The 26,534-nt window shown below is 72.5% G+C and carries 26 protein-coding genes and 1 riboswitch; of the genes, 9 read left to right on the top strand and 17 right to left on the bottom strand.

The features are described 5' to 3' along the window. From BBH68_RS22260 to BBH68_RS22245, 3 genes are all read right to left on the bottom strand, one after another. Positions 1 to 460 (bottom strand): ABC transporter ATP-binding protein (locus tag BBH68_RS22260; protein ID WP_141713042.1); only part of this gene is annotated, 460 nt, incomplete at its 3' end. Positions 461 to 479: 19 nt separating this feature from the next. Then, the gene (locus tag BBH68_RS22255) at positions 480 to 1,727 is read right to left on the bottom strand and encodes a polyamine ABC transporter substrate-binding protein (RefSeq protein WP_065965225.1); all 1,248 of its coding nucleotides are present in this window, start codon (positions 1,725 to 1,727) and stop codon (positions 480 to 482) included. A 925-nt stretch (positions 1,728 to 2,652) separates the two neighbouring features. After that, complete coding sequence (locus BBH68_RS22245) at positions 2,653 to 3,069, bottom strand: DUF4190 domain-containing protein (RefSeq protein WP_065965221.1); 417 nt, start codon at positions 3,067 to 3,069, stop codon at positions 2,653 to 2,655. A 116-nt stretch (positions 3,070 to 3,185) separates the two neighbouring features. On the opposite strand from BBH68_RS22245, the gene BBH68_RS22240 reads away from it, so the two are divergent. After that, on the top strand, positions 3,186 to 3,809 hold the full coding sequence (locus BBH68_RS22240; RefSeq protein ID WP_065965219.1) for a riboflavin biosynthesis intermediates N-glycosidase: 624 nt from the start codon (positions 3,186 to 3,188) through the stop codon (positions 3,807 to 3,809). Here the strand turns inward: BBH68_RS22240 and BBH68_RS44085 are convergent. Further along, positions 3,758 to 4,570 (bottom strand): DUF4190 domain-containing protein, encoded by an 813-nt coding sequence (locus tag BBH68_RS44085; RefSeq protein ID WP_158080292.1) that lies wholly within the window; start codon positions 4,568 to 4,570, stop codon positions 3,758 to 3,760. The genes BBH68_RS22240 and BBH68_RS44085 overlap by 52 nt on opposite strands. Before the next feature lie 109 nt (positions 4,571 to 4,679). Between BBH68_RS44085 and BBH68_RS22230 the strand changes: the two genes are divergently transcribed. Then, the gene (locus BBH68_RS22230) at positions 4,680 to 5,702 is read left to right on the top strand and encodes an adenosine deaminase (protein ID WP_065965215.1); all 1,023 of its coding nucleotides are present in this window, start codon (positions 4,680 to 4,682) and stop codon (positions 5,700 to 5,702) included. Further along, complete coding sequence (locus tag BBH68_RS22225) at positions 5,699 to 6,412, top strand: glycerophosphodiester phosphodiesterase (protein ID WP_065965214.1); 714 nt, start codon at positions 5,699 to 5,701, stop codon at positions 6,410 to 6,412. The genes BBH68_RS22230 and BBH68_RS22225 overlap by 4 nt, the downstream gene beginning before the upstream one ends. On the opposite strand, the gene BBH68_RS22220 is transcribed toward BBH68_RS22225, so the two are convergent. After that, the gene (locus BBH68_RS22220; RefSeq protein WP_065965212.1) at positions 6,381 to 6,968 is read right to left on the bottom strand and encodes a Uma2 family endonuclease; all 588 of its coding nucleotides are present in this window, start codon (positions 6,966 to 6,968) and stop codon (positions 6,381 to 6,383) included. The genes BBH68_RS22225 and BBH68_RS22220 overlap by 32 nt on opposite strands. Before the next feature lie 105 nt (positions 6,969 to 7,073). Further along, positions 7,074 to 8,528, bottom strand: coding sequence for a gamma-aminobutyraldehyde dehydrogenase (locus BBH68_RS22215; protein ID WP_065965210.1), 1,455 nt, complete (start codon positions 8,526 to 8,528; stop codon positions 7,074 to 7,076). A 178-nt stretch (positions 8,529 to 8,706) separates the two neighbouring features. On the opposite strand from BBH68_RS22215, the gene BBH68_RS22210 reads away from it, so the two are divergent. From BBH68_RS22210 to BBH68_RS22190, 5 genes are all read left to right on the top strand, one after another. Next, positions 8,707 to 9,180 carry an Lrp/AsnC family transcriptional regulator gene (locus BBH68_RS22210; protein WP_065965235.1) on the top strand — a complete coding sequence of 158 codons (474 nt, stop codon included), beginning with the start codon at positions 8,707 to 8,709 and terminating at the stop codon, positions 9,178 to 9,180. 2 nt (positions 9,181 to 9,182) lie between these two features. Continuing rightward, positions 9,183 to 10,544: an aspartate aminotransferase family protein gene (locus BBH68_RS22205; RefSeq protein WP_065965208.1), complete on the top strand. Its 1,362-nt coding sequence runs from the start codon at positions 9,183 to 9,185 to the stop codon at positions 10,542 to 10,544. 189 nt (positions 10,545 to 10,733) lie between these two features. Next, positions 10,734 to 11,462 carry an ABC transporter ATP-binding protein gene (locus BBH68_RS22200; protein ID WP_065965206.1) on the top strand — a complete coding sequence of 243 codons (729 nt, stop codon included), beginning with the start codon at positions 10,734 to 10,736 and terminating at the stop codon, positions 11,460 to 11,462. Continuing rightward, complete coding sequence (locus BBH68_RS22195) at positions 11,444 to 12,688, top strand: hypothetical protein (RefSeq protein WP_065965204.1); 1,245 nt, start codon at positions 11,444 to 11,446, stop codon at positions 12,686 to 12,688. The genes BBH68_RS22200 and BBH68_RS22195 overlap by 19 nt, the downstream gene beginning before the upstream one ends. 74 nt (positions 12,689 to 12,762) lie before the next feature. Then, entirely contained in the window at positions 12,763 to 13,902 is a 1,140-nt protein-coding gene (locus tag BBH68_RS22190) for an LOG family protein (protein WP_065965202.1), read from the top strand. A gap of 54 nt (positions 13,903 to 13,956) precedes the next feature. Here the strand turns inward: BBH68_RS22190 and BBH68_RS22185 are convergent, their stop codons facing one another. The 9 genes from BBH68_RS22185 to rpsB form a co-directional block, all read right to left on the bottom strand. Next, entirely contained in the window at positions 13,957 to 14,988 is a 1,032-nt protein-coding gene (locus BBH68_RS22185; RefSeq protein ID WP_065965200.1) for an ABC transporter ATP-binding protein, read from the bottom strand. After that, on the bottom strand, positions 14,988 to 16,601 hold the full coding sequence (locus BBH68_RS22180) for an ABC transporter permease (protein ID WP_245738216.1): 1,614 nt from the start codon (positions 16,599 to 16,601) through the stop codon (positions 14,988 to 14,990). The genes BBH68_RS22185 and BBH68_RS22180 overlap by 1 nt, the downstream gene beginning before the upstream one ends. 146 nt (positions 16,602 to 16,747) lie before the next feature. Continuing rightward, positions 16,748 to 17,830 (bottom strand): thiamine ABC transporter substrate-binding protein, encoded by a 1,083-nt coding sequence (locus BBH68_RS22175; protein ID WP_065965198.1) that lies wholly within the window; start codon positions 17,828 to 17,830, stop codon positions 16,748 to 16,750. After that, a riboswitch (TPP riboswitch) is annotated at positions 17,824 to 17,928 on the bottom strand. Its footprint overlaps the gene before it by 7 nt. Positions 17,929 to 17,990: 62 nt before the next feature. Beyond that, entirely contained in the window at positions 17,991 to 19,097 is a 1,107-nt protein-coding gene (rlmN, locus tag BBH68_RS22170; protein WP_065965197.1) for a dual-specificity RNA methyltransferase RlmN, read from the bottom strand. An 80-nt stretch (positions 19,098 to 19,177) separates the two neighbouring features. Beyond that, positions 19,178 to 20,356 (bottom strand): phosphatidate cytidylyltransferase, encoded by a 1,179-nt coding sequence (locus tag BBH68_RS22165; protein ID WP_076970712.1) that lies wholly within the window; start codon positions 20,354 to 20,356, stop codon positions 19,178 to 19,180. Further along, positions 20,356 to 20,913, bottom strand: a complete 558-nt coding sequence (frr, locus tag BBH68_RS22160) for a ribosome recycling factor (RefSeq protein WP_065965233.1) — start codon at positions 20,911 to 20,913, stop codon at positions 20,356 to 20,358. Before frr ends, BBH68_RS22165 begins: the two co-directional genes overlap by 1 nt. A 104-nt stretch (positions 20,914 to 21,017) precedes the next feature. Beyond that, positions 21,018 to 21,800, bottom strand: a complete 783-nt coding sequence (gene pyrH, locus BBH68_RS22155) for a UMP kinase (protein WP_065965195.1) — start codon at positions 21,798 to 21,800, stop codon at positions 21,018 to 21,020. 169 nt (positions 21,801 to 21,969) lie between these two features. After that, the gene (tsf, locus tag BBH68_RS22150) at positions 21,970 to 22,806 is read right to left on the bottom strand and encodes a translation elongation factor Ts (RefSeq protein WP_065965194.1); all 837 of its coding nucleotides are present in this window, start codon (positions 22,804 to 22,806) and stop codon (positions 21,970 to 21,972) included. A 100-nt stretch (positions 22,807 to 22,906) separates the two neighbouring features. Beyond that, entirely contained in the window at positions 22,907 to 23,803 is an 897-nt protein-coding gene (gene rpsB / locus BBH68_RS22145; protein WP_065965192.1) for a 30S ribosomal protein S2, read from the bottom strand. Positions 23,804 to 24,277: 474 nt separating this feature from the next. Between rpsB and BBH68_RS22140 the strand changes: the two genes are divergently transcribed. Further along, positions 24,278 to 24,997 carry a murein hydrolase activator EnvC family protein gene (locus BBH68_RS22140; protein ID WP_425428833.1) on the top strand — a complete coding sequence of 240 codons (720 nt, stop codon included), beginning with the start codon at positions 24,278 to 24,280 and terminating at the stop codon, positions 24,995 to 24,997. A 63-nt stretch (positions 24,998 to 25,060) separates the two neighbouring features. On the opposite strand, the gene BBH68_RS22135 is transcribed toward BBH68_RS22140, so the two are convergent. Beyond that, the gene (locus BBH68_RS22135) at positions 25,061 to 25,615 is read right to left on the bottom strand and encodes a TetR/AcrR family transcriptional regulator (RefSeq protein WP_065965190.1); all 555 of its coding nucleotides are present in this window, start codon (positions 25,613 to 25,615) and stop codon (positions 25,061 to 25,063) included. Positions 25,616 to 25,690: 75 nt separating this feature from the next. Next, a complete protein-coding gene (gene whiG / locus BBH68_RS22130) occupies positions 25,691 to 26,524 on the bottom strand; it encodes an RNA polymerase sigma factor WhiG (RefSeq protein ID WP_065965188.1) in 834 nt (277 codons plus the stop codon). Between the last annotated feature and the right edge of the window lie 10 nt (positions 26,525 to 26,534).

Genomic DNA, 26,534 nt, shown 5'->3' with positions numbered 1-26,534 from the left:
TGATCAGCGCGCGGGCGACGGCGACGCGCTGCTGCTGGCCGCCGGAGAGCTGGGCCGGCCGGCGCCGGGCGAAGTCGCCGAGCTGGACGAGCTCCAGCATCTCGGCCACCTGCTTCTTCACCGACTTCACGCCTCGGCGGCGCAGGCCGAAGGCGACGTTCTCGTAGATGTCGAGGTGGGGGAAGAGGGCGTAGCTCTGGAAGACGGTGTTGACCGGGCGCTTGTACGGCGGGAGGGCGGTGACGTCCTGGTCGCCGAGGTGGACGGTGCCGGCGGTGGGGTCCTCGAGGCCGGCGATCATGCGCAGGGTGGTGGTCTTGCCGCAGCCGGAGGCGCCGAGCAGGGCGAAGAAGGAGCCGGCGGGGATGTCGAGGTCGAGCGGGTGGACGGCGGTGAAGGACCCGTAGGTCTTGCTGATGCCGGTGAGGCGGACGTCGCCGCCGGGGGCGGTCTTGGGCATGGGTGGGTTCCCTCGCTGGTCAGGCGCCGGTGAGCTTGGCGAACTTGTCCTCGAACGCCGTCTCTTCCTCGCCCGACAGCGAACGGAAGGCGTGGGCCTTGGCGGCCATCTCCTCGTCCGGGAGGATCAGCGGGTTCTCGGCGAGCTTCTTGTCGATCTTCGCGAGTTCGGGGCGCACCCCGTCGACCGGGCAGACGTAGTTGATGTAGGCGGCGACCTTCGCGGCGACCTTGGGCTCGTAGTAGTAGTCGATGAGGCGTTCGGCGTTCTTCTTGTGCCGCGCCTTGTTGGGGATCAGCAGGTTGTCGGTGGAGATCATGTAGCCCGCGTCCGGGATGGCGAACTCGACCTCCGGGTTGTCCGCCTGGAGCTGGATGAGGTCGCCCGCCCAGGCCACGCACGCGGCGAGGTCGCCCTTGCTGAGGTCGCCGGTGTAGTCGTTGCCGGTGAAGCGGCGGATCTGGCCCCGGTCGGTGGCCTTCTGGAGGCGCGCGACGGCGGCGTCGAAGTCGTCGGCGGTACAGGTCTCGGGCGGCTTGCCCATGTCGAGGAGGGTGAGCCCGACGGTGTCGCGCATCTCGGTGAGCAGGCCCACCCGGCCCTTGAGCTTCGGGTCGTCCAGGAGCTGGGCGAGGGAGGTGACCTTGCGGCCGCCGGTGGCCTTCTTGTTGTACGCGATGACGGCCGGGATGCCGGTCCACGGGTAGGAGTGGGCGTGGCCGGGGTCCCAGTCCGGGTTGCGGAAGGTCTTCCCCAGGTTGGTGTAGGCGTGCGGCAGACGGGACGCGTCCAGGGGCTGGATCCAGCCGAGCCGGATCATCCGGGCGGCCAGCCAGTCGGTGACGCAGATCAGGTCGCGGCCGGTGTCCTGGCCCGCGGCCAGCTGCGGTTTGATCTTCCCGAAGAACTCGACGTTGTCGTTGATGTCCTCGGTGTACTTCACCGTGATGCCGGTGCGGCGCCGGAACTCCTCCAGCGTGGGACGGTGCTTCTCGTCGTCGGTGACGTCCATGTACTCCGTCCAGTTGGAGAAGTGGAGCGTCTTGTCCTCGTCGGAGTGGTCGTCGGCGGCGCCCGACTCGCCCTTGCGGCCGGCGGGCGGAATGCCGCAGCCGCTCAGCGCCCCGAGCCCGCCGAGCGCGAGCGCGCCGGAGCCGGCGCGCAGCAGCGACCGGCGGGTCAGGGCCATGCGGCCGCTGGTCATGCTGCGCCGTATCGCGGCGATCTGGGGCGGGGACAGGCTCTCGGGCTCGTGCCGTGCTTCCATGCGCTGTGCCCTTTCGCGGGTGTCGGCCGGTGGTCAGCCGGTACTGCTGGTCATCGGTCCCCGAAGACGGTGCGGTGCCCCCGCACGGTGGTGACGGTGCGGCGCCCCCGCACGGTGGTGGTCGGCGCGCCCGCGACCGCGCCGTGCGCGGCGGGGGCTTCAGAGGGGTGGTGTGGCCCGCGGCGAGGGCCGGCCGGGCCTTCCGGGCGGTCTTGTCCGGAGCGGCCGGTCAACCGGCGTGGCCGGTCATCCGGATGGGGCGGTATCCGGAGGGGCGGTCATCCGGAGGGGGCGGTCGCGGGAGGCGAGGGAGCCGGTGGTCCCGATCGGCTCCCGCCGGAGGTACGAGGTGGTGGGGCCGCGGCCGTTACGCGGCGGCGGCCATGGCCCGCCTCGGGCGGGCGACGCCCGCGACGCGGGCGGGGTCGTCGAGCGCGCCTGTGGGGTCGTGCCCGGTCGGGAGCCCGATCGGGCGGCCGTGCGCGGCGATTCGGCGCGGGCGGGGCGCGGCGCCTGCCGGACAAGTCCGGCCGCGCGGCGGTGGGGCGCGTCGGGCCGCTCGCCGGGGGCGGGGGCGGCCACCGTGTGCGTACGCCCGGGGGTGGCCACCATGTGCGTACGCCCCGGGGCGGCCACCGTGTGCGTACGCCCGGGGCCGGCCGGCCGCGGACGGCCGGCGAGGCACCGCGCGCCGTCGGCGAACCGCCCCGTCACCTCGAACCGCTGCTCCATCGCGACGCACTCCTCCGCCGGGCCCCAGAGGGGCTGCGGCGTAGCTCCAACCGGAATCGGAGGCCGATCCTGACAGAGGATCCGCCCCTCAACAAGGGATTCCGTTGTTGCTTTTTGGTTTCGCGACGGATTCGGTCATCGGAGCGGCGCCGACGTCACCGATTCCGGCCGTGGAGAGCCGGGGGGAAGGCGGCTAGAAGACGGAGTCGAGTGCGGCGTCGAGCGCCAGCAGGTAGATGGCCGGGATGACCATGCCGACGATGCCGCAGACCAGGCCCGCGGTGGCCGATCCGCCGTTGCCGGCCTCGCCGCGGCTCGCCTTGCCCTTGCCGACGGCACCGAAGATGATCGCGAGGATGCCCAGGACGATGGCGAAGACCCACAGGAAGTAGGTGATCCCGCAGACCAGGCCGATGATGCCGCACACCAGCGCGGCGGTCCCCATGCCGTTGCTCTGCTGCATGGGCATCCCGGTGGGGCCGCCCGGGTAGACGGGCGGCGCGGCGGGGTAGCCGGCGCCGGCGGGGTACTGCGGGGGCTGGCCGGGCGGTTGGGGCGTGCCGTACTGGTTCGGGTCGTACGGGCCGGGCTGCGGGTTGGTAGCGGACATGGGTTGTCTCCCCTCCTGGTAAGTGCCGGGCAATGCTATGGGCTGACCGATCTTCGGGCCCAACCGTCGCGATGGCTCCATCGAGCGCTGTCGGTGGCGGGTGCGAGAATCCGGGCATGGAGACGAACGGGGAGAGGGATTCGGTTTCGGCGGACGGCGGGCCGCGTTCGGTGGCGGAGCTGACCGAGCGGGCCGGGCGCGGCGAGCGCTTCAAGTACGTCTGGTTCTGGGGGCATCGTCCGCCGCGCGGCGGGGGCCTGGGCCCCGGCTGCTTCAGCCAGTGGTGGCCCTCCGAGTTCGTCGTCGACGGAGTGCGGTACGCGACGGCGGAGCACTGGATGATGGCGGGCAAGGCCCGGCTGTTCGGCGACGCGGACGCCGAGCGGCGGGCGTTGGAGGCGGTCCACCCCAAGCAGGCCAAGGACGCGGGCCGTTCGGTGCGCGGCTTCGACCAGGCGGAGTGGGAGCGGCACCGCTTCGAGTTGGTGGTCCAGGGCAGTGTGCACAAGTTCGGCGCGGATCCGGGGCTGCGCGACTATCTGCTGGGGACGGGGTCACGGGTGCTGGTGGAGGCCAGCCCGCTGGACCGCGTCTGGGGCATCGGACTGGCGGCGGACGACGATCGGGCGCAGGACCCGGCCCGCTGGCGGGGGCTGAATCTGCTGGGCTTCGCGTTGATGGAGGCCCGTCAGCGGCTGTCGGCCGGGGAGTCCACGAGCGTGGCGGCGACCTCCGTGTAGCCGGGTCCGGCGGCGTACGGGTCGTCGTCCTGCTCGTCCGCGATATAGACGAAGATCATCACCACGCTCGCGATCACGGCGATCACCCCGAGGACGAGTCCGGTCAGGGCCTGTCCGCCGTTGTCCGCCTCGCCGCGCGTGGCCTTGGCGCGGCCGAGCGCCCCGAAGATGATCGCGAGCACGCCGAGGATGACGCCGAAGACGACGGTGAGGAAGAGGACGGTGCCGACGATGCCCAGCACCATGGCGGCGGTGCCGTTGCCGTTGTCCGGGGCGTAGGACCCGGGCCCGTAGCCCGGGCCCGGGTAGCCATAGGCGGGATACCCGGGGTCCGGATACCCGGGATAGGTGGGCTGCGCTCCGTACGGGGTCGCGCCGTAGCCGGTCTGCCCATAGCCGGTCTGCCCGTAGCCCGGCTGCCCATAGCCGGCGGGCGGGTACGGGACCGGCCCGTACGGCCCGGGCGGGGGCTGATACGCGCTCGGCGTGCCGGGGCCGGTCGGCGCGAGGGGCGGCGGGGGCACCGCGCCCGGCCCGGCCTGCGGGGGCGGCGGCTGGACCGGGGGTGCTCCCGTGACCAAGGGCGCTCCCGGCACCGGCGGGGCACCTGGCACCGGCTGGGCGCCCGCCCCCGGGGCGGCCGGCTTGTCCAGGGCCACCCGCGGCTCCGGCGGGGCCCATGGATCGCGCTCGCGCGGCTCCGGCGCCTTCGGCTGTCCCGTCTGGTCAGGCTGGTCAGGCTGGTCAGGCTGGTCGCCCATGTCTCCCCCCAGGTGATGTCCGCCCATGTTACGGCCTGCGCCGGCCCGGGGCCGACGCCCCATTACGATGACCGGAACCGTCGCAGCCGGCCGCCTCCCGGAGGATTCGTTGACCGATCTGACCACCTTCATCGCGGGCCTTCCCAAGGCGGAGCTGCATGTCCACCATGTCGGCTCCGCCTCCCCGCGCATCGTGGCCGCGCTCGCCGCCCGCCACCCCGACTCCGCGGTCCCCACCGACCCCGAGGCCCTCGCCGACTACTTCGTCTTCCGCGACTTCGCGCACTTCATCGAGGTCTACCTCTCCGTCGTCGACCTGGTCCGCGACGCCGACGACGTACGGCTGCTCACCTACGAGATAGCCCGCGACATGGCCCGGCAGAACATCCGCTACGCCGAGCTGACCGTCACCCCGTACAGCTCCACCCGGCGCGGCATCCCCGACGTCGCCTTCGTCGAGGCGATCGAGGACGCCCGCAAGGCGGCGGAGTCCGAGCTGGGCACGGTGCTGCGGTGGTGCTTCGACATTCCCGGCGAGGCGGGCCTGGAGGCCGCCGAGGAGACCACCCGCATCGCCTGCGACCTGGGCGCCGCGGGCCTGGTGAGCTTCGGCCTGGGCGGCCCGGAGATCGGCGTGCCCCGCCCCCAGTTCAAGCCGTACTTCGACCGCGCCATCGCGGCCGGGCTGCACAGCGTGCCCCACGCGGGCGAGACCACCGGCCCGGAGACCATCTGGGACGCGCTCACCGAGCTGCGCGCGGAGCGCGTCGGCCACGGCACCAGCGCCACCCGCGACCCGAGGCTGCTGGCGCACCTCGCCGAGCGCCGGATCCCGCTCGAGGTCTGCCCCACCTCCAACATCGCCACCCGCGCGGTCGCCACGCTGGACGAGCACCCGCTGAGGGAGATGGTCGAGGCCGGGGTGCTGGTGACCATCAACAGCGACGACCCGCCGATGTTCGGCACGGACCTCAACACGGAGTACGCGGTGGCGGCGCGGCTGCTGGACCTGGACGCGGCGGGCGTCGCGGCCCTCGCCAAGAACGCGGTCGAGGCGTCCTTCCTCGACCCGGAGGGCAAGGCGCGGCTCGCGGCCGAGATCGACGCCTACACGGCGGTCGCGGGCCGATGACGGCGGCGGCCCCGTCCTGCACGGCGGTCGGCCACCGCGGCGACCCGTACGTGTGCCGCGAGAACACCCTCGCCTCGGTGCGCTCCGCGGTGCTGGCCGGGGCCGGCGCGGTGGAGATCGACGTGCGCTCGACCCGGGACGGCGTCCCGATGCTGCTCCATGACGCGACCCTCAAGCGGCTGTGGGGGCACGACCGCCCCCTCGCCGCGCTGACCGCCGCCGAGGTGCGGCGGCTGACCGGCGGCGGCGTGCCCCTGCTGCGGGACGCCCTCGCCGCGGCCGACTCGACCCGCGTGATGATCGACCTGCCCGACGCCTCGGCCGCGCACGGTGCCCTCACCGAGGTCCGCGAGTCCGGGGCGGCCGACCGCGTCTACTACTGCGGCAACCTGGCCGCCCTGCGCGCGGTGCGCCGCGCGGACCCGGACGCGGAGATCGCCCTGACCTGGACCACCCTCGCCCCGCCCCGCCCGACCCTGCTCGCCGATCTGCGCCCCCGCTGGCTCAACTACCGCTTCGGCCTGGTCTCCCCCGAGCTGGTCGCCCGCAACCACGCGGACGGGCTGCTGGTCTCCGCGTGGACCGCCGACACCCGGCGGTCGATGGCGCGGCTGCTGCGCGCCGGGGTGGACTCGATCACGACCAACCGGGTCGGGACGCTGTGCGCGCTGCTGCGGGTCAGTCGTGAGGGAACTGCTCGGTCGAGATGACCAGGTCGACGACCGTGCCGGTGAGGTCGATCGGCTCGCCGAAGTCCACCGTCCGATGGGTGCGGTACTCATCGCCCTTCGGCTCCGTGAAGACGTGGCACTGCCGCTGGTAGGGGTCGGCGATCAGATAGACCGGGACCCCTGCGACGGCGTAGGTGTCCCGCTTGGGCCCGTAGTCGTTCCGGCCCGTCCCCCGGGAGATGACCTCCAGCACGAACTCCACGTCGCGGTAGGACCATCTGTCGTCCTCGTCGCGCACCGCTCCCTCGGCCACCTTCGCCAGGTCCGGACAGAATCCGTTGAGGTAGCCGGGGAAGTCGATCCGCACGTCCGAGGTGATCTCGGCGTCCTCACCGAAGCGGTCCTCCAACTGCCGCAGCACCCTTCGGATGATGTTCCAGTGCGTCCTGCGCTGCGGCGTCATGCAGATGGCCCCCTCGACGACCTCGGCCCGGTAGCCCTCGGGGAGCATCCGCTCCAAGGGCTCGAACATCTCGTCCAAACGAGCCTTGTCGCTGTCGGCCATCTCGATCCGTTCGGTCAATTCGACGGTCATCGTGCCGCTCCCTCCCCTGTCGCGCGTGTGTACGCGCAGCCGCACAGTTCAACGATACGGACGGCCCCGGGACACGGGGGGGGTGAGCCCCGGGGCCGTACGCCGTCAGCCGTCCAGCGAGGTCATCACGTGCTTGATGCGCGTGTAGTCCTCGAACCCGTACGCCGACAGGTCCTTGCCGTAGCCGGACTTCTTGAAGCCGCCGTGGGGCATCTCGGCGACCAGCGGGATGTGGGTGTTGATCCAGACGCAGCCGAAGTCCAGGGCCTTGGACATCCGCATGGCGCGCGCGTGGTCCTTGGTCCACACCGAGGACGCCAGCGCGTACTCCACGCCGTTGGCGTAGGAGACGGCCTGGGCCTCGTCGGTGAAGGTCTGGACGGTGATGACCGGGCCGAAGACCTCCTTCTGGATGATCTCGTCCTCCTGCTTGAGCCCGGAGACGACGGTGGGGGCGTAGAAGAAGCCCTTCTCGCCGACGCGGTGGCCGCCCGCCTCGACCTTGGCGTGCGCGGGCAGCCGGTCGATGAACCCGCTGACCTGCGCGAGCTGGTTGGCGTTGTTGAGCGGGCCGTACAGCACGTCCTCGTCGTCGGGGGCGCCGGTCCTGGTTTCGGCGGCGGCCTTGGCCAGGGCGGCGACGAACTCGTCGTGGATGGACTCGTGGACCAGGACGCGGGTGGCGGCCGTACAGTCCTGGCCCGCGTTGAAGAAGCCCGCGACCGAGATGTCCTCGACGGCCTTGGCGATGTCGGTGTCCTCGAAGACCACGACGGGCGCCTTGCCGCCGAGTTCCAGGTGGACCCGCTTGAGGTCCTTCGAGGCGCTCTCGGCGACCTGCATGCCAGCCCGGACGGAGCCGGTGATGGAGGCCATGGCGGGCACGGAGTGCTCGACCATCAGCCGGCCGGTCTCGCGGTCGCCGCAGATGACGTTGAAGACGCCGCGGGGGTGGCCCAGCTCGGTGAGCACCTCGCCGATGATCTCCGCGATCAGCACGGTGGAGGCGGGGGTGGTGTCGGAGGGCTTGAGGACGACGGTGTTGCCCGCCGCCAGCGCCGGGGCGAACTTCCACACGGCCATCATCATGGGGTAGTTCCAGGGCGCGACCTGCGCGCACACCCCGATCGGCTCGCGCCGGATGATCGAGGTCAGCCCGTCCATGTACTCGCCGGCCGAGCGCCCCTCCAGCATCCGCGCCGCGCCCGCGAAGAAGCGGATCTGGTCGATCATGGGCGGGATCTCCTCGCTCGCGGTGAGCGCGAGCGGCTTGCCGGTGTTCTCGGACTCGACGGCCACGAGTTCCTCGGCGCGCGCCTCGAAGGCATCGGCGATCTTGAGCAGCGCCTTCTGGCGCTCGGCCGGGACCAGGTCGCGCCAGGCCGGGAAGGCGGCCGCGGCGGCCGCCATGGCGGCGTCCACGTCGGCCTGGCCGGACAGCGGGGCGGTGGCGTAGGGCTCGCCCGTGGCCGGGTTGACCACCTCCGTGGTCCGCCCGTCCGCGGCGTCCCGGAACTCCCCGTCGATGTAGTTGCGCAAACGACGCAGTTCGGTGGTCACGTGCCACCCCTCCTTGTCGGGTGTCCATTGGATGAGACACCACAGTAGTCGGCATGACGACGCTTTCAACATACCCGCCACACCCAAACAACGGAATCAGCGATATAAGACCCTCTCGACAACGAATTTCATCGAATAAGGGTTGCGAGACGGCTGAGGCTCGTGCACAGTGGGCTCCGTGGCCACACCTGACAAGAACGGCACACCGCCGGTCGACTCCGTCTCCCTGGCGATCATCGAGCAGCTCCAGGAGGACGGCCGCCGTCCGTACGCCGCGATCGGCAAGGCCGTGGGCCTGTCCGAGGCGGCCGTACGGCAGCGCGTGCAGAAGCTGCTCGACCAGGGCGTCATGCAGATCGTCGCGGTCACCGACCCGCTCACCGTGGGGTTCCGGCGGCAGGCGATGATCGGCATCAACGTCGAGGGCGACCTCGACCCGGTCGCCGACGCCCTGACCGCCATGGACGAGGTCGAATACGTGGTCGTCACCGCGGGCTCCTTCGACCTCCTCATCGAGATCGTCTGCGAGGACGACGACCATCTCCTCGAGGTGATCAACAAGCGGATCCGCACGCTTCCCGGCGTGCGCTCCACCGAGAGCTTCGTCTACCTCAAGCTCCGGAAGCAGACCTACACCTGGGGAACGAGATAGCAATGAGCGCCGACCTCTCCACCACGGCGTACGACCACCTGTGGATGCACTTCACCCGCATGTCGTCGTACGAGAACGCCCCCGTACCCACCATCGTGCGCGGTGAGGGCGCCTACATCTACGACGACAAGGGCAAGCGCTACATCGACGGCCTCGCCGGGCTCTTCGTCGTCAACGCGGGCCACGGGCGCGTCGAGCTCGCCGAGACCGCGTACAAGCAGGCCCAGGAGCTCGCCTTCTTCCCGCTGTGGAGCTATGCCCACCCCAAGGCCGTCGAGCTCGCCGAGCGGCTCGCCGGCTACGCCCCCGGCGACCTCAACAAGGTCTTCTTCACCACCGGCGGCGGCGAGGCGGTCGAGACCGCCTGGAAGCTGGCCAAGCAGTACTTCAAGCTCGTCGGCAAGCCCACCAAGCACAAGGTCATATCCCGCGCCGTGGCCTACCACGGCACCCCGCAGGGCGCCCTGTCCATCACCGGGCTGCCGGGCCTGAAGGCCCCGTTCGAGCCGCTCGTCCCCGGCGCCCACAAGGTGGCCAACACCAACATCTACCGCGCCCCCCTCTTCGGCGACGACCCCGAGGCGTTCGGCCGCTGGTGCGCCGACCAGATCGAGCAGCAGATCCTCTTCGAGGGGCCGGACACGGTGGCCGCGGTCTTCCTGGAGCCCGTGCAGAACGCGGGCGGCTGCTTCCCGCCGCCGCCCGGCTACTTCCAGCGGGTCCGCGAGATCTGCGACCGCCACGACGTGCTGCTCGTCTCCGACGAGGTGATCTGCGCCTTCGGGCGGCTGGGCACGATGTTCGCCTGCGACAAGTTCGGCTACGTCCCGGACATGATCACCTGCGCCAAGGGCATGACCTCCGGCTACTCCCCCATCGGCGCCTGCCTGGTCTCCGACCGGCTCGCCGAGCCCTTCTACCGCCAGGACAACACCTTCCTGCACGGCTACACCTTCGGCGGCCACCCGGTCTCGGCGGCCGTGGCCCTGGCCAACCTCGACATCTTCGAGCGCGAGGGGCTCAACCAGCACGTCCTGGACACCGAGGCCGACTTCCTCGCCACCCTGCGCCGGCTGCACGACCTGCCGATCGTCGGCGACGTGCGCGGCAACGGCTTCTTCTACGGCATCGAGCTGGTGAAGGACAAGGCCACCAAGGAGTCCTTCGACGCGGAGGAGACCGAGCGCGTCCTGTACGGCTACCTCTCCAAGGCGCTGTACGACAACGGGCTGTACTGCCGCGCCGACGACCGCGGCGACCCGGTCGTCCAGCTCGCGCCGCCGCTGATCGCCGACCAGGCGCTCTTCGACGAGATCGAGCAGGTGCTGCGGGCGGTCCTGACCGAGGCGTGGACCAAGATCTGAGCGCCTCCGGGCCACCCCTTCCGACCGGCCGGATTGCGGCTGATCGGAGGAAACGGCAGCGTGCCCGCGCCGAGCCTGGGCGCGGGCACGGGCCGGAGTCCTTACCGTGCCAGTGACCCATTGGCTCTGCGGTCGTTCCCCCAACCGGGGGAACGCACGGACGATCGCAGCTGAGGCGAGGTGCTTCGCATGGTGGCTCCGCCGGACAACGACGTGCTCTGGGCACGCACCCTGACGTACGCCTACGGCGGGTCGCCCGCCCTCGCCGGCGTCTCCCTCGGCGCCCGCGACGGCGAGATCCTGGCCGTGACCGGCCCGCGCGGCTGCGGGAAGACCACCCTCCTCAAATGCCTGTCCGGCCTGCTCGTCCCGGACCGCGGGGAGGTGTGGTTCAACAGCGCCCCCGTGCACACCCTCTCCCCACTCGGCCGCGAACAGCTCCGCCGCGACCGCTTCGCCTGGATCGACACCGAGCCCCAGCTCATCGCCGAGCTCACCGCCTGGGAGAACGCCGCGCTGCCCCTGATGCTGCGCGGCACCGGCCGGCGCGAGGCCAAGAGCACCGCGCACGAGTGGCTGGACCGGCTCGACATCGGCGAGTGCGCCCGCCTGCGCCCCGCCGCGCTCCCCCAGGCACAGCGCCAGCGCGTGGCGATGGCCCGCGCGCTGGCCTCCGCGCCCGCCGTGCTGTTCGCCGACGAGCCCACCGCCCCGCTGCACAGCACGGACCGCGCCCAGGTGCTGCGCACCCTGACCACGGCGGCCCGCTCGCACGGCATCACGGTGCTCCTGGCCACCCATGACGAGGAGGTGGCCACCCTCGCCGACCGCACCGTCGCGCTGCTGGACGGCCGCCGGGTGGGTTCGCCGCACTCCCCCGAGGCGGAGGGCAGGTCCGCGTGCTCAGTCTCCGCCTAGCCCGCGGCGCCCGGCCCCTGGCCCTGCTGCGCCGGTCACTGGTGGCGACCGCGGCGGCGGGCACGGGCTTCCTGCTGCTCTGCGCCCTCGGGTACGCGGCCGGGCATCCCGAGCAGGCCGACGACGCGGTCGTACGGCTGCTCTGGTGCGTGGTGCCCCTGGCGGCCACCGCCCAGCTCGCGGTCTCGGTCGCGCGCGCCGACCCGAGCGTCCCGTTCGGACCGGTCTTCGCGGCGGCCGGCGGCGGCCCGGCCAGGTCCGCGCTGCTCGCGGCGGCCTCGGCCGCCCTGTCGTGCGCGCTGGGCTGTGTGCCGGCCCTGCTGGTCTTCCTGCACCTGCGGGGCGATCTGGGCGGCTCGTGGCCGCTGTGGCCCGATGCGGGGAGCGGGGCGGCGAGCGGCGCGCTCGGCGCCGGTCACCCGGTGCCCTGGGCGGCCGCGGTCACCCTGCTCGCACTCGTACCGGCGGTGGCGGCCGCGGCCTGCGCGGTCCACCTGTGGCCCCGGGGAGCGCGGCGCGCGCGGGGGGCGCGGGCGGGCGGCCGGGCGCGGGGCGCGGAGACGGCCCCGCGCGGCGCGGCGCCGGAGCTCGCGGCCCGGCGACTGCCCTGGGGCATCGCGCTGACCGCGGCCGGCATCGCCATGGAGGCGTACACGAACAACGCCGACAGCGGCCCTCCCCCGCCCCCCGGCGGGCTGCTGCCGCTCCCCGGCCACCTCGGCGGCAGCCCGCCCGGCGTGGTGGGCGGCTGGGCGCTCACGGCGGTCGGCCTCGTGCTGGCCGGGCCCGGCCTCACCCACCTGTGCGGCAGATTGCTGGCCGCGGGCCGCCCGGGGGCGCTGCGGCTGCTGGCCGGGCGGGTGCTGCAGCAGGAGGCGGGGCGCCTGGGGCACCCGATCGGCGTGCTGTGCGCCGTCGCCTCCGGCGCGTACGCCGCGGTCCAGCTCTACGGCGCGGGCCCCGGCCCGTCCGGGGACCGCCCCTTCGGCCCGCTCACCGGCCTGGGCGCCGCGCTGATCATGATGTGCGCCACCGCCTCGGCGCTCACCGCGGCGCTCGAGACGAAGAGCGCCCGGGGCAGGACGACCGAAGCCCTGCTGCGCCTGGGCGCGCCGCCGCGCCTGCTGCGGGGCGCCGCGGCCCTGCGCGGGGTGGCCCTGCTGATCTTCCTGGCCCCGCTGGCCTGGGCGGTCGCGGAGCTGAGCACGCTCCCCTTCGACCGCTGAGCCGCGCCACGCGCCACTTCGCGGCCCGCCGACCGCCTCGGCCCGCCGCCCGGGGCCGCCAGTAGCATGTCGCCGTGCTGACCGACGACGCTTCCACCGCCGCCCAAGACCCGTGCCCCGACCGGGAGATCGAGTCCCTGCGGGAGTTCGACGAGGTCGTGGCCCGCGGCTCGCTGGCCGGGTACCGCGTCCAGTCCGTCGATCTGACGGACCGTACCCCGGCGCTGCTCGGCACGGACACCGCCGAGGCCGTCTTCCTCGGCTGCCCGATGGAGCCCGAGGCCGCCGCCAAGGTGCGGGCCGGTGGTGCGCTGGTCTTCCCGCCGGTGCCGGGACTGCCGTTCGACCCCTACCGCGGCACCCTCTACTCGCCGAGCGAGCTGTTCGAGGGGCTGGCGGAGCGGGGCTACGCGGGGACGCCCGACGCGCTCGCGTACGCCTGGTTCCAGCGGACCAAGGCCGACGGCGACATCTTCTCCTCGATGCTGCGCTCCATCCACGACGACGCCGTCTCGGACGCCTTCGACGAACTCCTCGCCGGGTCCCGGGTGGTGGGTGTGATGGGCGGGCACGCCCTGGAGCGCGGCTCCGACGGGTACGCGGGCGCGGCCCGGCTCGGGCGGGCGCTGGCGCGCTCGGGGTTCACGGTCGCCACGGGCGGCGGGCCGGGCGCGATGGAGGCCGCCAACCTGGGCGCCTACGCGGCGCCGTTCGCCGACGGGATGCTCGACGAGTCCCTGGAGGTGCTCGCCAAGGCGCCCTCCTTCCGGCCGTCCGTCGGCGAGTGGGCCGAGGCGGCCTTCGCGGTGCGCGAGCGGTGGGCCGGCGGCGGCACGTCGGTCGGCATTCCCACCTGGTTCTACGGGCACGAGCCGCCCAGCGCCTTCGCCTCGCACATCGCGAAGTACTTCGCCAACGCCACGCGCGAGGACGGCCTGCTCGCGCGGTCGAACGCGGGGGTGGTGTTCCTGCCGGGCGCCGCCGGGACCGTCCAGGAGATATTCGACAACGCGACGCCCAACTACTACGAGTCGCGCGGCGAGCCGACGCCCATGGTGCTCGTGGACCGCGACCACTGGACGCGCCGCCTGCCGACCTGGCCCCTGCTGGAGGCGCTCGCCGAGGGCAGGTCCATGGCGGCCCGGATCGCGCTGGTGGACTCGGTGGACGAGGCCCCGGAAGCCCTCATGTCCCTGACGGGCCTGACGGGCTGAGCGCAGAACCTCCGTGTGGGGCGCGGGGGGCGCGCCCACGTCTCAGGCCACGGCTCAGGCGCCGGCGCCCAGCACCACCACGTCGCCCGCGTCGAAGGCGGCCCCGACCCGCTCCCCCTCCCCCGGCGCGTCCCGCAGCGCGCACGCCGCCTCCAGGCGCGGCGCGCCCACGGGCTGGAGGGCGAGCGCCACCCGGTCGCCTCGGAAGGTCCGCGCCTGCACCGTGCACGGCAGGCCCTCCTCGGGGGAGACGAGCCGCACCCCGGCCGGGCGGACCAGCAGCCGGCACGGCCCCGGCGGGGTGCCGTCCGGGACGGGCAGCTTGCCCCAGGGCGTATCGGCGCGCTCGCCGTGGACGACGGCGTCAACCACGTTGTCGAAGCCCAGGAAGCGGGCGACGAACTCGGTGGCGGGGCGCTGCCACACCTCCAGCGGGGTGCCGGTCTGCGCGACGCGCCCCCCGTCCATCACCACCACCCGGTCCGCGAGCGCGAACGCCTCGCCCTGGTCGTGGGTGACCGCGAGCACAGTCGTGCCCAGCTCGCCGAAGAGCCGGCGCAGTTCGACGACGAGCCGCTCCCGCAGCCCGCGGTCGAGCTGCCCCAGCGGCTCGTCCAGCATCAGCAGTTGGGGGCGCGGGGCCAGGGCGCGGGCCAGCGCGACCCGTTGCTGCTCGCCGCCGGACAGAGAGGCGACCGCCCGCCGCTGGGCGCCGGGGAGGCCGACCAGGTCCAGCAGTTCGGCGACCCGGCGCTCGGCCTCGGCGCGCGCCACCTTGCGCATCCGCAGTCCGAACGCGACGTTGCCGCCCACGTCCCGCTGCGGGAAGAGCTGGTGGTCCTGGAACATCAGGCCCACGCCGCGCCGGTGGGTGGGCACCCCGGACTGGTCGCGGCCGGACAGCCACACCCGCCCGGTGTGGGCGCGCTCCAGGCCGGCCACGACGCGCAGCAGCGTCGACTTGCCGCTGCCGCTCGGCCCCAGCACCGACACCGTCTCGTGCTCGGCCACATGGAGGTCCACGGCGTCCAGCGCCGTGCGCTCGCCGTAGCGGACCGTCACCTCGTCCAGTCGCAGCAGGGTCATCAGAACTCCCCCGAACGGTCGGTGCGGATCCGCTCCAGGAGCAGCAGGGAAGCCGCGCACACCAGCATGAGAATCGTGCTCAGGGCCATGGCCTGGCCGTAGTTGAGCTGCCCGGCCCGGCCGAGGAAGCGGGCGACGGCCACCGGCAGGGTCGGGTGGTCGGGCCGGGCGATGAACACGGTCGCCCCGAACTCGCCCAGCGACACGGCGAACGCGAAGCCCGCCGCGACCCCCAGCGCCCGGGCGACCATCGGCAGGTCCACCTCCCGCCAGGCCCGCAGCGGGGACGCGCCGAGCACGGCCGCCGCCTCGCGCAGCCGATGGTCCACCGCGCGCAGCACGGGCAGCATGATCCGTACGACGAAGGGCACGCCCACCAGGGCCTGGGCGAGCGGTACGAGGATCCATGAGGCGCGCAGGTCCAGCGGCGGCTCGTCGAGGGCGATGAGGAAGCCGAACCCGACGGTGACGGCGGAGGTGCCCAGCGGCAGCATCAGCAGCGCGTCGAAGCCCCGTACGAGCCTCCCCGCTTTCCTGGTCAGCGCCGCGGCCGCCAGGCCGCCCACCACGAGGGCGAAGACGGCCGCCACGGCCGCGTAGCGCAGGGAGTTCCAGACGGCCTCCATGGGGGCGACGAAGAACGTCCCGCCGCTCTCGGCCGCCGACTGCAGGGCGCGGTAGTACCCGAGGCCGTAGCCGCCGGGGGCGTCCAGGGAGCGCTCGACGAGGACGGCGAGCGGCAGCAGGATCAGCAGCGCCACGGAGGCGAGCACGCCCCACAGCAGCGCCCACTGGGCCGCGCCCCGGGGGCGGCGCGCGGTCCGCTCGGGGTCGACGAGCTTCAGGGCGCCCTCGCGCCGCCGTACGGTCCAGGCGTGCAGGCCCAGGACCGCGGCGACCGCGGCGAACTGGACGAGGGTCAGCACGGCGGCCGTCGGCAGGTCGAGCAATTGCGCGGTCTCCCGGTAGATCGCGACCTCCAGGGTGGCGTACCGGGGGCCGCCGAGGATCTGGACGACGCCGAAGGAGGTGAAGGTGAACAGGAAGACCATCAGGGCGGCGGCCGCCACGGCGGGCGCCAGCGCCGGCAGCGTCACCCGCCGCCACGCGGCCAGGCGGCTCGCGCCGAGCACCCGCGCGGCCTCCTCCTGGCGCGGGTCGAGCTGTGCCCACAGCCCGCCGACGGTCCGTACGACCACCGCGTAGTTGAAGAAGACGTGCGCGAGGAGGATCGACCAGACGGTGGTGTCCAGGCGTACGCCCCACAGGCGCTCCAGCAGCCCGCCGTGGCCGAGCAGGGCGAGGAACGCGGAGCCGGCGACGACGGTCGGCAGGACGAAGGGGACGGTCACGACGGCGCGCAGCAGCCGCTTGCCGGGGAAGGCGAAGCGGGCGAAGACATACGCGCCGGGGAGCGCGAGCGCAAGCGTCAGGGCGGTGGACGCGGCCGCCTGCCAGCCGGTGAACCACAGGATGTCCAGGACGGCCGGGTCGGTGAGCACCTCGCCGGCGCGGCCCAGCCGCCACTGTCCTCCGTCGCGCAGTCCGCGGGCGACGATGGCGGCCACCGGGTAGAGGAAGAACAGCGCGAAGAAGGCGGTGGGCACGGCCATCAGGGCCAGCCGCAGCGCCGCCCCGCGGAGGTCCGCGCGCCGCCGGGGGCTCTCCTTCGGCGCCCCCGGCCCCACCGCCCCGGGGGCGTCGGGAGCGTCGGAGGCGTCGGGAGCGTCGGGGGCGCCTGCGTCACGTTCGCGGCGCTTTACAGGACGAGCGAGGACCATGCCTTGACCCACTGGTCACGGTTCTTGGCGATCTTCTGGGGGGCCAGGGTGGCCGGGTCGGCGATCTTCACCCCGTACTTGGTGAACAGCTCGGGCAGCTTGGCGTCCTCGCGGGCCGGGTTGACGTACATCTGGAGCGGCACGTCCTCCTGGAACCTCTTGGTCAGCAGGAAGTCCAGCAGCGCCTTGCCGCCCTTGGTGTTCGACGCGCCCTTCAGAAGGCCAGCGAATTCCACCTGCCGGAAGCAGGTTCCCGTCGCGACCCCTATGGGGGACCGCGCGGGACGCGGCTTCGCGTCGACCACCTCGGCCGGCGGGCTGGAGGCGTAGGAGACGACCAGCGGCCGGTCGCCCTTGGCCCCGCCCGCCGAGCCGGAGAAGCGGTCGTAGTACGCCTGCTCCCAGCCGTCGACGACCTCGACGCCGTTGGCCCTGAGCTTCTTCCAGTAGCCCTGCCAGCCGTCGTCGCCGTAGCGGGCGGCGGTGCCCAGGAGGAAGGCGAGGCCGGGCGAGGAGGTGGCCGCGTTCTCGGTGACCAGGAGGTTCTTGTAGGCGGGCTTGGTCAGGTCGGCGAAGGTCTTCGGCGGGGCGAGCTTCTTGTCGGCGAAGTACTTCCGGTCGTAGTTGACGCAGATGTCCCCGAAGTCGACCGGGGTGACGCGGTGCTTCGCCGCGTCGAGCTGGAGCGCCGCCGGGACCTTGTCCAGGCCCTTGGCCCGGTACGGGGTGAACAGGTCGTTGTCGAGCGCGCGGGACAGCAGGGTGTTGTCCACGCCGAAGAAGACATCCCCCTGAGGGTGCGACTTGGTGAGGATGGCCTGGTTGACGGCCGCCCCGGCGTCACCGCCCCGCTGGAGCCGCACCTTGTAGCCGGTCTTTCGGGTGAACTCCTTCAGCACGGCCTTGGAGGTGGCGAACGAGTCGTGCGAGACCAGGGTCACGGTCTTGGACCCCGAGCCGCCGGAGGAGCCGGAGGAGTCCTCGCCGCAGGCGACGAGGGTGGTGAGGCCGAGCGAGCCGAAGAGGGCGGTGGCGACGGCATGCCGAAGACGGCGGTTCATACGATCTGACTCCCTACGCCGGTATGACCCGGATCAGGTCCGAGGGTCTGCGGCCGGGCCGCACTCTCAGCGCTGTTCGCGCTCCCCTGTCGGAATGTTCATTTGTTCGAGCTGGCGCCCCGTGTACGAGGCGGTGCCAGGGCACCGTATCAGCCGGGCCTCAGCGCTCGGCCGCCGCCAGCTGCCCGCAGGCCCCGTCGATCTCCTGGCCCCGGGTGTCCCGGACGGTCACGGGCACGCCGTGGGCCTCCAGGGCGGCCACGAACGCCTTCTCGTCCTCCGGCCTGGACGCGGTCCACTTGGAGCCGGGAGTGGGGTTGAGCGGGATCAGATTGACGTGCGCCCGGCGGCCCTTGAGCAGCCGCCCCAGCAGGTCGGCCCGCCACCCCTGGTCGTTGATGTCCCTGATCAGGGCGTACTCGATGGAGACGCGGCGGCCCGACTTCTCCGCGTACTCCCACGCCGCGTCCAGGACCTCGCGGACCTTCCAGCGGGTGTTGACCGGGACCAGGGTGTCGCGCAACTCGTCGTCGGGCGAGTGCAGCGACACCGCGAGCCGGCACTTGAAGCCCTCGTCGGCGAAGCGCAGCATCGCCGGGACGAGCCCGACGGTCGAGACGGTGATGCCGCGCTGGGACAGGCCGAGGCCGTCCGGCTCCGGGTCCGTCAGCCTGCGGATGGCGCCCACGACGCGGTTGTAGTTGGCGAGCGGCTCGCCCATGCCCATGAAGACGATGTTCGACAGCCGCGCCGGGCCCCCGGGGATCTCCCCGTCGCGCAGCGCCCGCATACCGTCGACGATCTGGTGCACGATCTCGGCGGTGGACAGATTGCGGTCCAGGCCCGCCTGGCCGGTGGCGCAGAACGGGCAGTTCATGCCGCAGCCGGCCTGGGAGCTGATGCACATGGTGACCCGGTCCGGGTAGCGCATCAGCACGGACTCCACGAGCGTGCCGTCGAAGAGCCGCCACAGGGTCTTGCGGGTGGTGTCGTCGTCACAGCTGATGTGGCGCACCACGCTCATCAGGTCCGGCAGCAGCCCGGCCGCCAGCTTCTCGCGCGCGGCGGCCGGGATGTCGGTCCACTGGGCCGGGTCGTGGCTGTAGCGGGCGAAGTAGTGGCGCGACACCTGGCCGGCGCGGAACGGCTTCTCGCCGAGGGCGGCGACGGCCTCGCGGCGCTCGGCGGGCGTGAGGTCGGCGAGATGCCACGGCGGCTTCTTGGCTCCGCGCGGCGCGACGAAAGTGAGTTCTCCGGGCTTGGGCATGGTCTCCCCAGTGTCTCAGACGTGCGTACGGCCCCGCGCCAGGAGCGGCGCGGGGCCGTAAGGCCAGGGTGTGGGGCCGGTCAGCCGCCGCCCACGAAGATCACCATCAGCAGCCAGACCACGGGCGCGGTGGGCAGCAGGGAGTCCAGCCGGTCCATGATCCCGCCGTGGCCGGGCAGCAGCTTGCCCATGTCCTTGATGCCCAGGTCACGCTTGATCATGGACTCGCCGAGGTCGCCCAGGGTGGCGCTGACCGCGACGGCGGCCCCGAGCAGCAGCCCGTGCCACCAGGCGCCGCCCTCGATCAGGTACTGCATGCACAGCGCGCCCGCGACCATCGCGAAGAGGATCGCGCCCAGCAGGCCCTCGCGGGTCTTGCCGGGGCTGATGCGCGGGGCGAGCTTGTGGCGGCCGAAGCGCCAGCCGACCGCGTACGCGCCGGTGTCGCTGACCACGGTCAGCAGCAGGAAGACGAGCACCCGCCGCGGCCCGTCGTCGGCCGAGAGCATGAGCGCGACGAAGGTGGCCAGGAAGGGCACGTAGAAGGCCGCGAAGACCCCGGCCGTGACATCCCTGAGGTAGTTCTCCGGCGGCTCGGTCATCCGCCACACCAGCACCGCCAGGGCGGTCAGCGACACGGCCACCCACGCGCCCTCCGCGCCACGCACGTAACCGGCGACCACCATGGCGACGCCGCCCACGGCGAGCGGGACCAACGGGACGCGGATGTCCTTGCGCTCGGCCAGCCGGGAGGTCAGCTCCCACAGGCCGACGACCACGGCGACCGCTATGACGCCGACGAACACCGGCTTGTAGATGAACAGCGAGGCGACGACCACCACGCCCAGGCCGACGCCCACCCCTATCGCGGCGCGCAGATCTCGGCCCGCGCTCTTCTTCTTGGCGCCCCCGGCCTCGTCGGGGCGGTGTGCGCTGTCGGCCGGCATGGCGTCGGGTCGCTCCGGGGGCGTCGGGGGATGTACGGCGGGTCGCCGCGGGCCGCGTTCCGGCTCCCGGTCGTCGCGGAACAGGGGGCCGCTCGGCCGAGCGGCCCCCCGATCACGGTCGGCGGCATCCCGAGGGTCTCCGCCTGCGTGGGGCACGGTGGGCATGGGCCGAGTCTGCGCCGCCCCGCCCACCTCGCGCGCGGGACCCGCCGAGGGCGGGGGCACCTCCCCACGAAGCGAGGGGGAGGGCCCCTGGTCGGCCGGTCCCCGGAGGCGGGCGCTCGGCGGAGCTCCCCAGGATGAGTCGTTCATCAGACCTCGAGCAGCTCGGCTTCCTTGTGCTTGAGCAGCTCATCCACCTGCGTGACGTACTTCGCGGTGGTGTCGTCGAGCTCCTTCTCCGCCCGGCGGCCCTCGTCCTCCCCGACCTCGCCGTCCTTGACGAGCTTGTCGATGGATTCCTTGGCCTTGCGGCGGACGCTGCGGATCGAGATCTTCGCGTCCTCGCCCTTGCCCTTGGCGACCTTGATGAATTCCTTGCGGCGCTGCTCGGTGAGCTCGGGGAACACCACCCGGATGATGTTGCCGTCATTGCTCGGGTTGACGCCCAGATCGGAGTCGCGGATCGCCTGCTCGATGTTGCGCAGCGCGCTCTTGTCGAACGGGGTCACCACGGCCATGCGCGGTTCCGGAACCGAGAACGACGCCAGCTGGTTGATCGGCGTCATCGCCCCGTAGTAGTCCGCCACGATCTTGTTGAACATCGCCGGGTGCGCACGCCCGGTGCGGATCGCGGCGAAGTCCTCCTTGGCGACCACAACGGCCTTCTCCATCTTCTCCTCGGCCTCGAGGAGGATCTCTTCGATCACCACTTGCTCCTGGTGTTATCAGTAAGCAGAGCCTCGCCCCTGCGTGCGTCTTCTCCTGCACGGTGTCCGACCGGCAGGCCGTTGTCCATCCCCCGTATGAGCCGTCAGGCCCGGGAGCCCTGGTCGCTCACGAGCGTGCCGATCTTCTCACCCTTCACCGCACGCGCGATGTTCCCTTCGGCGAGCAGCTCGAAGACGAGGATCGGCAGTTTGTTGTCGCGGCACAGCGTGATGGCGGTGGCGTCGGCGACCTTGAGGTCGCGGGTGATCACCTCGCCGTACTCCAGGGCGTCGAACTTCACCGCGTCCGGGTTCCGGGCGGGGTCGGAGTCGTACACCCCGTCCACCCCGTTCTTGCCCATGAGCAGGGCCTCGGCGTGGATCTCCAGGGCACGCTGGGCCGCGGTGGTGTCGGTGGAGAAGTACGGCATGCCCATGCCCGCGCCGAAGATGACCACGCGCCCCTTCTCCAGGTGGCGCACCGCACGCAGCGGAATGTACGGCTCCGCGACCTGGCCCATGGTGATGGCGGTCTGGACGCGGGAGTCGATGCCCTCCTTCTCCAGGAAGTCCTGGAGGGCGAGGCAGTTCATGACCGTGCCGAGCATGCCCATGTAGTCCGAGCGGGCCCGGTCCATGCCGCGCTGCTGCAGTTCGGCGCCGCGGAAGAAGTTGCCGCCGCCGATGACGATGGCGATCTCGGCGCCGTCCCGGACGACCGCGGCGACCTCGCGGGCGATGGCGTGCACGACATCGGGGTCGACCCCGAGCCCCCCGCCCCCGGCGAACGCCTCACCGGAGAGCTTCAGCAGGAAGCGACGGCGTTTGACCCTGCCCTGAGCGTTCTTCTCGTCGGCGGCCTGTCCGGCGCCCGCGCCCTGATTCATTGGAGATCTCCTCGTGCACATACGAAGAAGGCCACTGCCGGACGGGTCCTTGATCGACCTCTGCGGCAATGGCCTCCTCGTCACATCTGCGGCCGACCGGTTGACGGTTGGCTGCCTACGACCCTATCGGGGTCGCCGGTCATTCGCTGCTCGGCTCCGACGCCGACGCTCAGACGCCGACGCGGAAGCGCGCGAAGCGCTTGAGCGTGACACCGGCCTCGTCCAGGACCTTCTGGACGGACTTCTTGTTGTCCTTGGCGAACGGCTGGTCCACCAGGACGTTCTCCTTGAAGAAGCCGGTGACGCGACCCTCGACGATCTTCGGCAGGGCGCCCTCGGGCTTGCCCTCCTCGCGAGCGGTGGCCTCGGCCACGCGGCGCTCGTTCTCGACCGTCTCGGCCGGGATCTCGTCACGGGTCAGGAACTTCGGCGCGAACGCGGCGATGTGCTGCGCGACGTCCTTGGCGACCGTGGCGTCTTCCTTGTCGAGCTCGACCAGCACGCCGACCTGCGGCGGCAGGTCCGGGCTGGTGCGGTGCATGTACGCGGCGACGTAGCCGCCGGAGAACTGCGCGAAGCGGTCCAGGACGATCTTCTCGCCCAGGGTCGCGTTGGCCTCGTCGACGAACGCCTGGACGGTCTTGCCGGCCTCGATCTCGGAGGCGAGCAGGGCCTCCAGGTCGGCCGGGGAGGTCTTGGCGACGTGGGCGGCGATGGCGTCGGCGACGGCCACGAACTTGTCGCCCTTGGCGACGAAGTCGGTCTCGCACTTCAGCTCGACCAGCACGCCGGAGGTCTTGTCGTCCGAGATGATGGAGACGACGGCGCCGTTCTCGGCGCTGCGGCCCTCGCGCTTGGCCACGCCCTTCTGGCCCTTGACGCGCAGGATCTCGACGGCCTTGTCGACCTGGCCCTCGGCCTCGTCCAGCGCCTTCTTGCAGTCCATCATGCCGGCGCCGGTGAGCTCACGGAGCTTCTTGACGTCAGCGGCGGTGAAGTTCGCCATGATCTGTGAATCTCTTCTCGAAAGTCGAAAGCTCTACGGGGGAACGGCGGGGGCGGCGCACCGGGCGCCCTCCCCCGCCGTCACGTCGCAGCCTGAGTGGTCAGGCCTGCTCGGCGTCCGCGGCCGGGGCCTGCTCGGCGGCCGGGGCCTCGGCCGGCTGCTCGGCCTCGGCGGTCTGCTCGGCCTCGGCGGGCTTGGCCGCCTCGGGCTCGTCGGCCTTCTTCTCGCCCTCGAGCAGGTCGCGCTCCCACTCGGCGAGCGGCTCACCGGCGGCCTTGTCGGCCTTCTCGTCACCGGTGGCGACACCGGAGCGGGCGATGAGGCCCTCGGCGACCGCGTCGGCGATCACACGGGTGAGCAGGGTGACCGAGCGGATCGCGTCGTCGTTGCCCGGGATCTTGTAGTCGACCTCGTCGGGGTCGCAGTTGGTGTCGAGGATCGCGACGACCGGGATGCGGAGCTTGCGCGCCTCGCCGACGGCGATGTGCTCCTTCTTGGTGTCGACGATCCAGACGGCGCTCGGCACCTTCTGCATCTCGCGGATACCGCCGAGGGTCTTCTCCAGCTTGGCCTTCTCACGCGAGAGGACCAGGAGCTCCTTCTTGGTGAGGCCGGAGGCGGCCACGTCCTCGAAGTCGATCTGCTCGAGCTCCTTGAGGCGCTGCAGGCGCTTGTAGACGGTCGAGAAGTTGGTGAGCATGCCACCCAGCCAGCGCTGGTTCACATACGGCATGCCGACGCGGGTCGCCTGCTCGGCGATCGCCTCCTGCGCCTGCTTCTTCGTGCCGACGAACATGATGGAACCGCCGTGGGCGACGGTCTCCTTGACGAACTCGTAGGCGCGGTCGATGTACGACAGCGACTGGAGCAGGTCGATGATGTAGATGCCGTTGCGCTCCGTGAAGATGAAACGCTTCATCTTCGGGTTCCAGCGGCGGGTCTGGTGCCCGAAGTGGACGCCGCTCTCCAGCAGCTCCCGCATCGTGACGACGGCCATGGCCGTACTCCTTGAAGTGCTCGGTTCCACGGCGGCCGGGCGGCCGCCGCGCCTGACGCCCCGGCGCGCCTGCCACGGAAGGTGCCCTCGCGGAGGGCTCGTCCGAGGACCGAGGGGCGCGGCCGCCATGCTGTTCGAGCGGTATCGATGGAAGGATCGAGGCCGATCGGGGTGCCGGTGGCGGGGCGTGCGAAGTCGATCCGGTGACCCGGATCGCCACAAGAAGTGTACGGGACCCGTGCGGTGCCGGGTGACGGCGATATCCACAACCCGTGAGTAGTCCCCAGATCGTGTCCATGATCCACGCGAATCGGCGCGTCGCGCCACGGTGTTTCCATGCGACTTCCCGTGCGCCTTCCCGTGCGACTCCCTGGGCCGCTTCCCGGGCGACCGCGCCCCGCCGACCCGGCCCCCTGCCCGTGCCCGCCGACCCTCCCGACCTCGCCTTTCGCGCTCCTGCGCGCGGTCCTGTGCGTGGTCCTGTCCGGTGTCGTCCTCGGCTGGATCCCGCTGCTCCTGGGGTGGCCGGCCGCCGCGGCCCAGGCCCGTGACGGGCGGTCCTGGCCGGTGGGGTCCGAGGCGGGAGGGGGCAGGCCGACGGTGCTGCGGGGCTGGGAGCCGCCGCCGACGCCCTGGGCGGCGGGCCACCGCGGGGTGGACCTCGCCGCGCGCCCCGGCCGCCCGGTGCGCGCGGCGGCGGCCGGCCGGGTGTCCTTCGCGGGCCCGGTCGCCGGCCGCGGGGTGCTCACCATCGAGCTGCCGGGCACCGGCCGCCCGCCGCTGCGGACGACGTACGAGCCGGTGCGGGCCCTGGTGGCCGAGGGCGAGCGGGTGCGGGCCGGGCAGGTGGTGGGGACGGTGGCCGCGGGCCCTTCCCACTGCCCCTCCGGCTGTCTGCACTGGGGGCTGCGCAGCGGCGATCGCTATCTGGACCCGCTGTCGCTGCTCGACCGGTGGATGCTCAGGCGTGGCCCCTCCCGGCTGCTGCCGGTGTTCGGCGTACCGGAGCCGGCGGACGCGGCGGAAGAAGCGGGCGGCCCGGCCGGGCCGCGCGCGGGCACGGACCGGGTGCCTTCCGTCCTGCCACCGGGCACCGCGGGCCCCTCGGGGCCCGGAGAGCTGGCCCAGGCCGCCGCCCTGGCCGGCGCCGCGGCCTGGGCCGGTGCGCGGCTGCGCGGCGCGCGGGGGGGCTAGGGGTGCCCGGGGCGCGCCTCGCCCACGGAGCAGGGGCACAGCGTGCGGGGCGGGTGCGCGGGGTCAGGGGCGTGCGCCGCGGAGGGCCATGGCGACGGCCGCCTCGGTGACGCGCGCGGGGTCCTCGGCGCCGAGCTCGATCCGGCGGACCGCGGCGTCCACGACGCCCTGCAGCAGCACCGCGGTCAGCCGCGGCTGCTCATGGCCGAGGTCGCCGAGGGCCTCGACGACCATGGCGATCAGCCCGCCGTGCGCGGCCCTGATCTTCTCGCGGGCGCCCGCGTCCAGCTCCCCGGCGGAAATCGCCACGACGGCGCGGTGGCGGCGGTCGCCGACCAGCGCCAGCTGCCGCCGCACATACGCCTCGATCTTGGCCTCGGGCGAGTCGGCCCGCTCCATGGCCGCCTCGACCTCGGCGGCCCAGACGGGGAAGTCCACCGCGCACAGCTCCTCGACCACGGCCGCGCGGGAGCGGAAGTACTCGTAGACGGAGGACCGCGCGAGGCCCGTGCGCTCGGCGAGGGCGGGGAAGGTCAAGGCCTCCGTACCGCCCTCGGACAGCAGGGAACGGGCGGCGTCCAGCAGGGCGCCGCGCTGCATCGTCCGGTGCTCGGCCACGGAGGCCGCTCGAATCCTGGGCACGCCTCCACTTTACGAAAGGCCCCCTGACCGGGGCGATACAGACGGGAGGATTCACCGTCCGACATCGGCGAGCTTGGCCCGCAGCTGCAGCACGGACTTGGTGTGGATCTGGCTGACCCGGCTCTCGGTGACCCCGAGGACCTGCCCGATCTCGGCCAGCGTGAGCCCCTCGTAGTAGTAGAGGGTGACCACGGTCTTCTCCCGCTCGGGCAGCGTATTGATCGCGCGGGCGAGCAGCCGGCGCAGCTCGCGGTCCTCGGCCACCTCCACGGGGTTGTCGGCGGCGGTGTCCTCCAGGGTGTCCATGAGGCTGAGCCGCTCGCCGCCCTCCCCGCTCCCGTGCAGCAGCTCTTCCAGGGCGACCACATTGGCCAGCGACAACTGGCTGAAGACGCCGTGGAGTTCCTCGAGGCCGATGTCCATCTCGGCGGCCACCTCGGCCTCCGAGGGGGTGCGGCGCAGGGCCGCCTCCAGCGTGGCGTACGCCCGCTCGACGGCCCTGGCCTTCTGCCGCACCGAGCGCGGGATCCAGTCCAGCGCCCGCAGCTCGTCGATCATCGCGCCGCGGATGCGGGTGATCGCGTAGGTCTCGAACTTGATGGCCCGCTCGGGGTCGAACTTCTCGATGGCGTCGATGAGTCCGAAGACTCCCGAGGAGACGAAGTCGGCCTGCTCGACATTGGACGGCAGCCCGACGCTGACCCGCCCGGCCACATACTTCACCAGCGGTGAGTAGTGGAGGATCAACTGCTCCCGCAGCCGACCGTCGCCCGTGGACTTGTAGGACCGCCACAGCTCGTCGAGCGACGAGGGGGCGGGGGGACGCACCGCGCCGCGGGCAGGGGTCGGCGCCGCGCGGTCAGACCCGGAGATGTGCTGGGGCATTCGTCGCCTT

The sequence above is a fragment of the Streptomyces sparsogenes genome (assembly GCF_001704635.1).
In the GTDB taxonomy this organism is placed as follows: domain Bacteria; phylum Actinomycetota; class Actinomycetes; order Streptomycetales; family Streptomycetaceae; genus Streptomyces; species Streptomyces sparsogenes.
The sequence above is the reverse complement of the archived record's forward strand: the minus strand, read 5'-3'. Positions and strand labels throughout refer to the sequence as shown.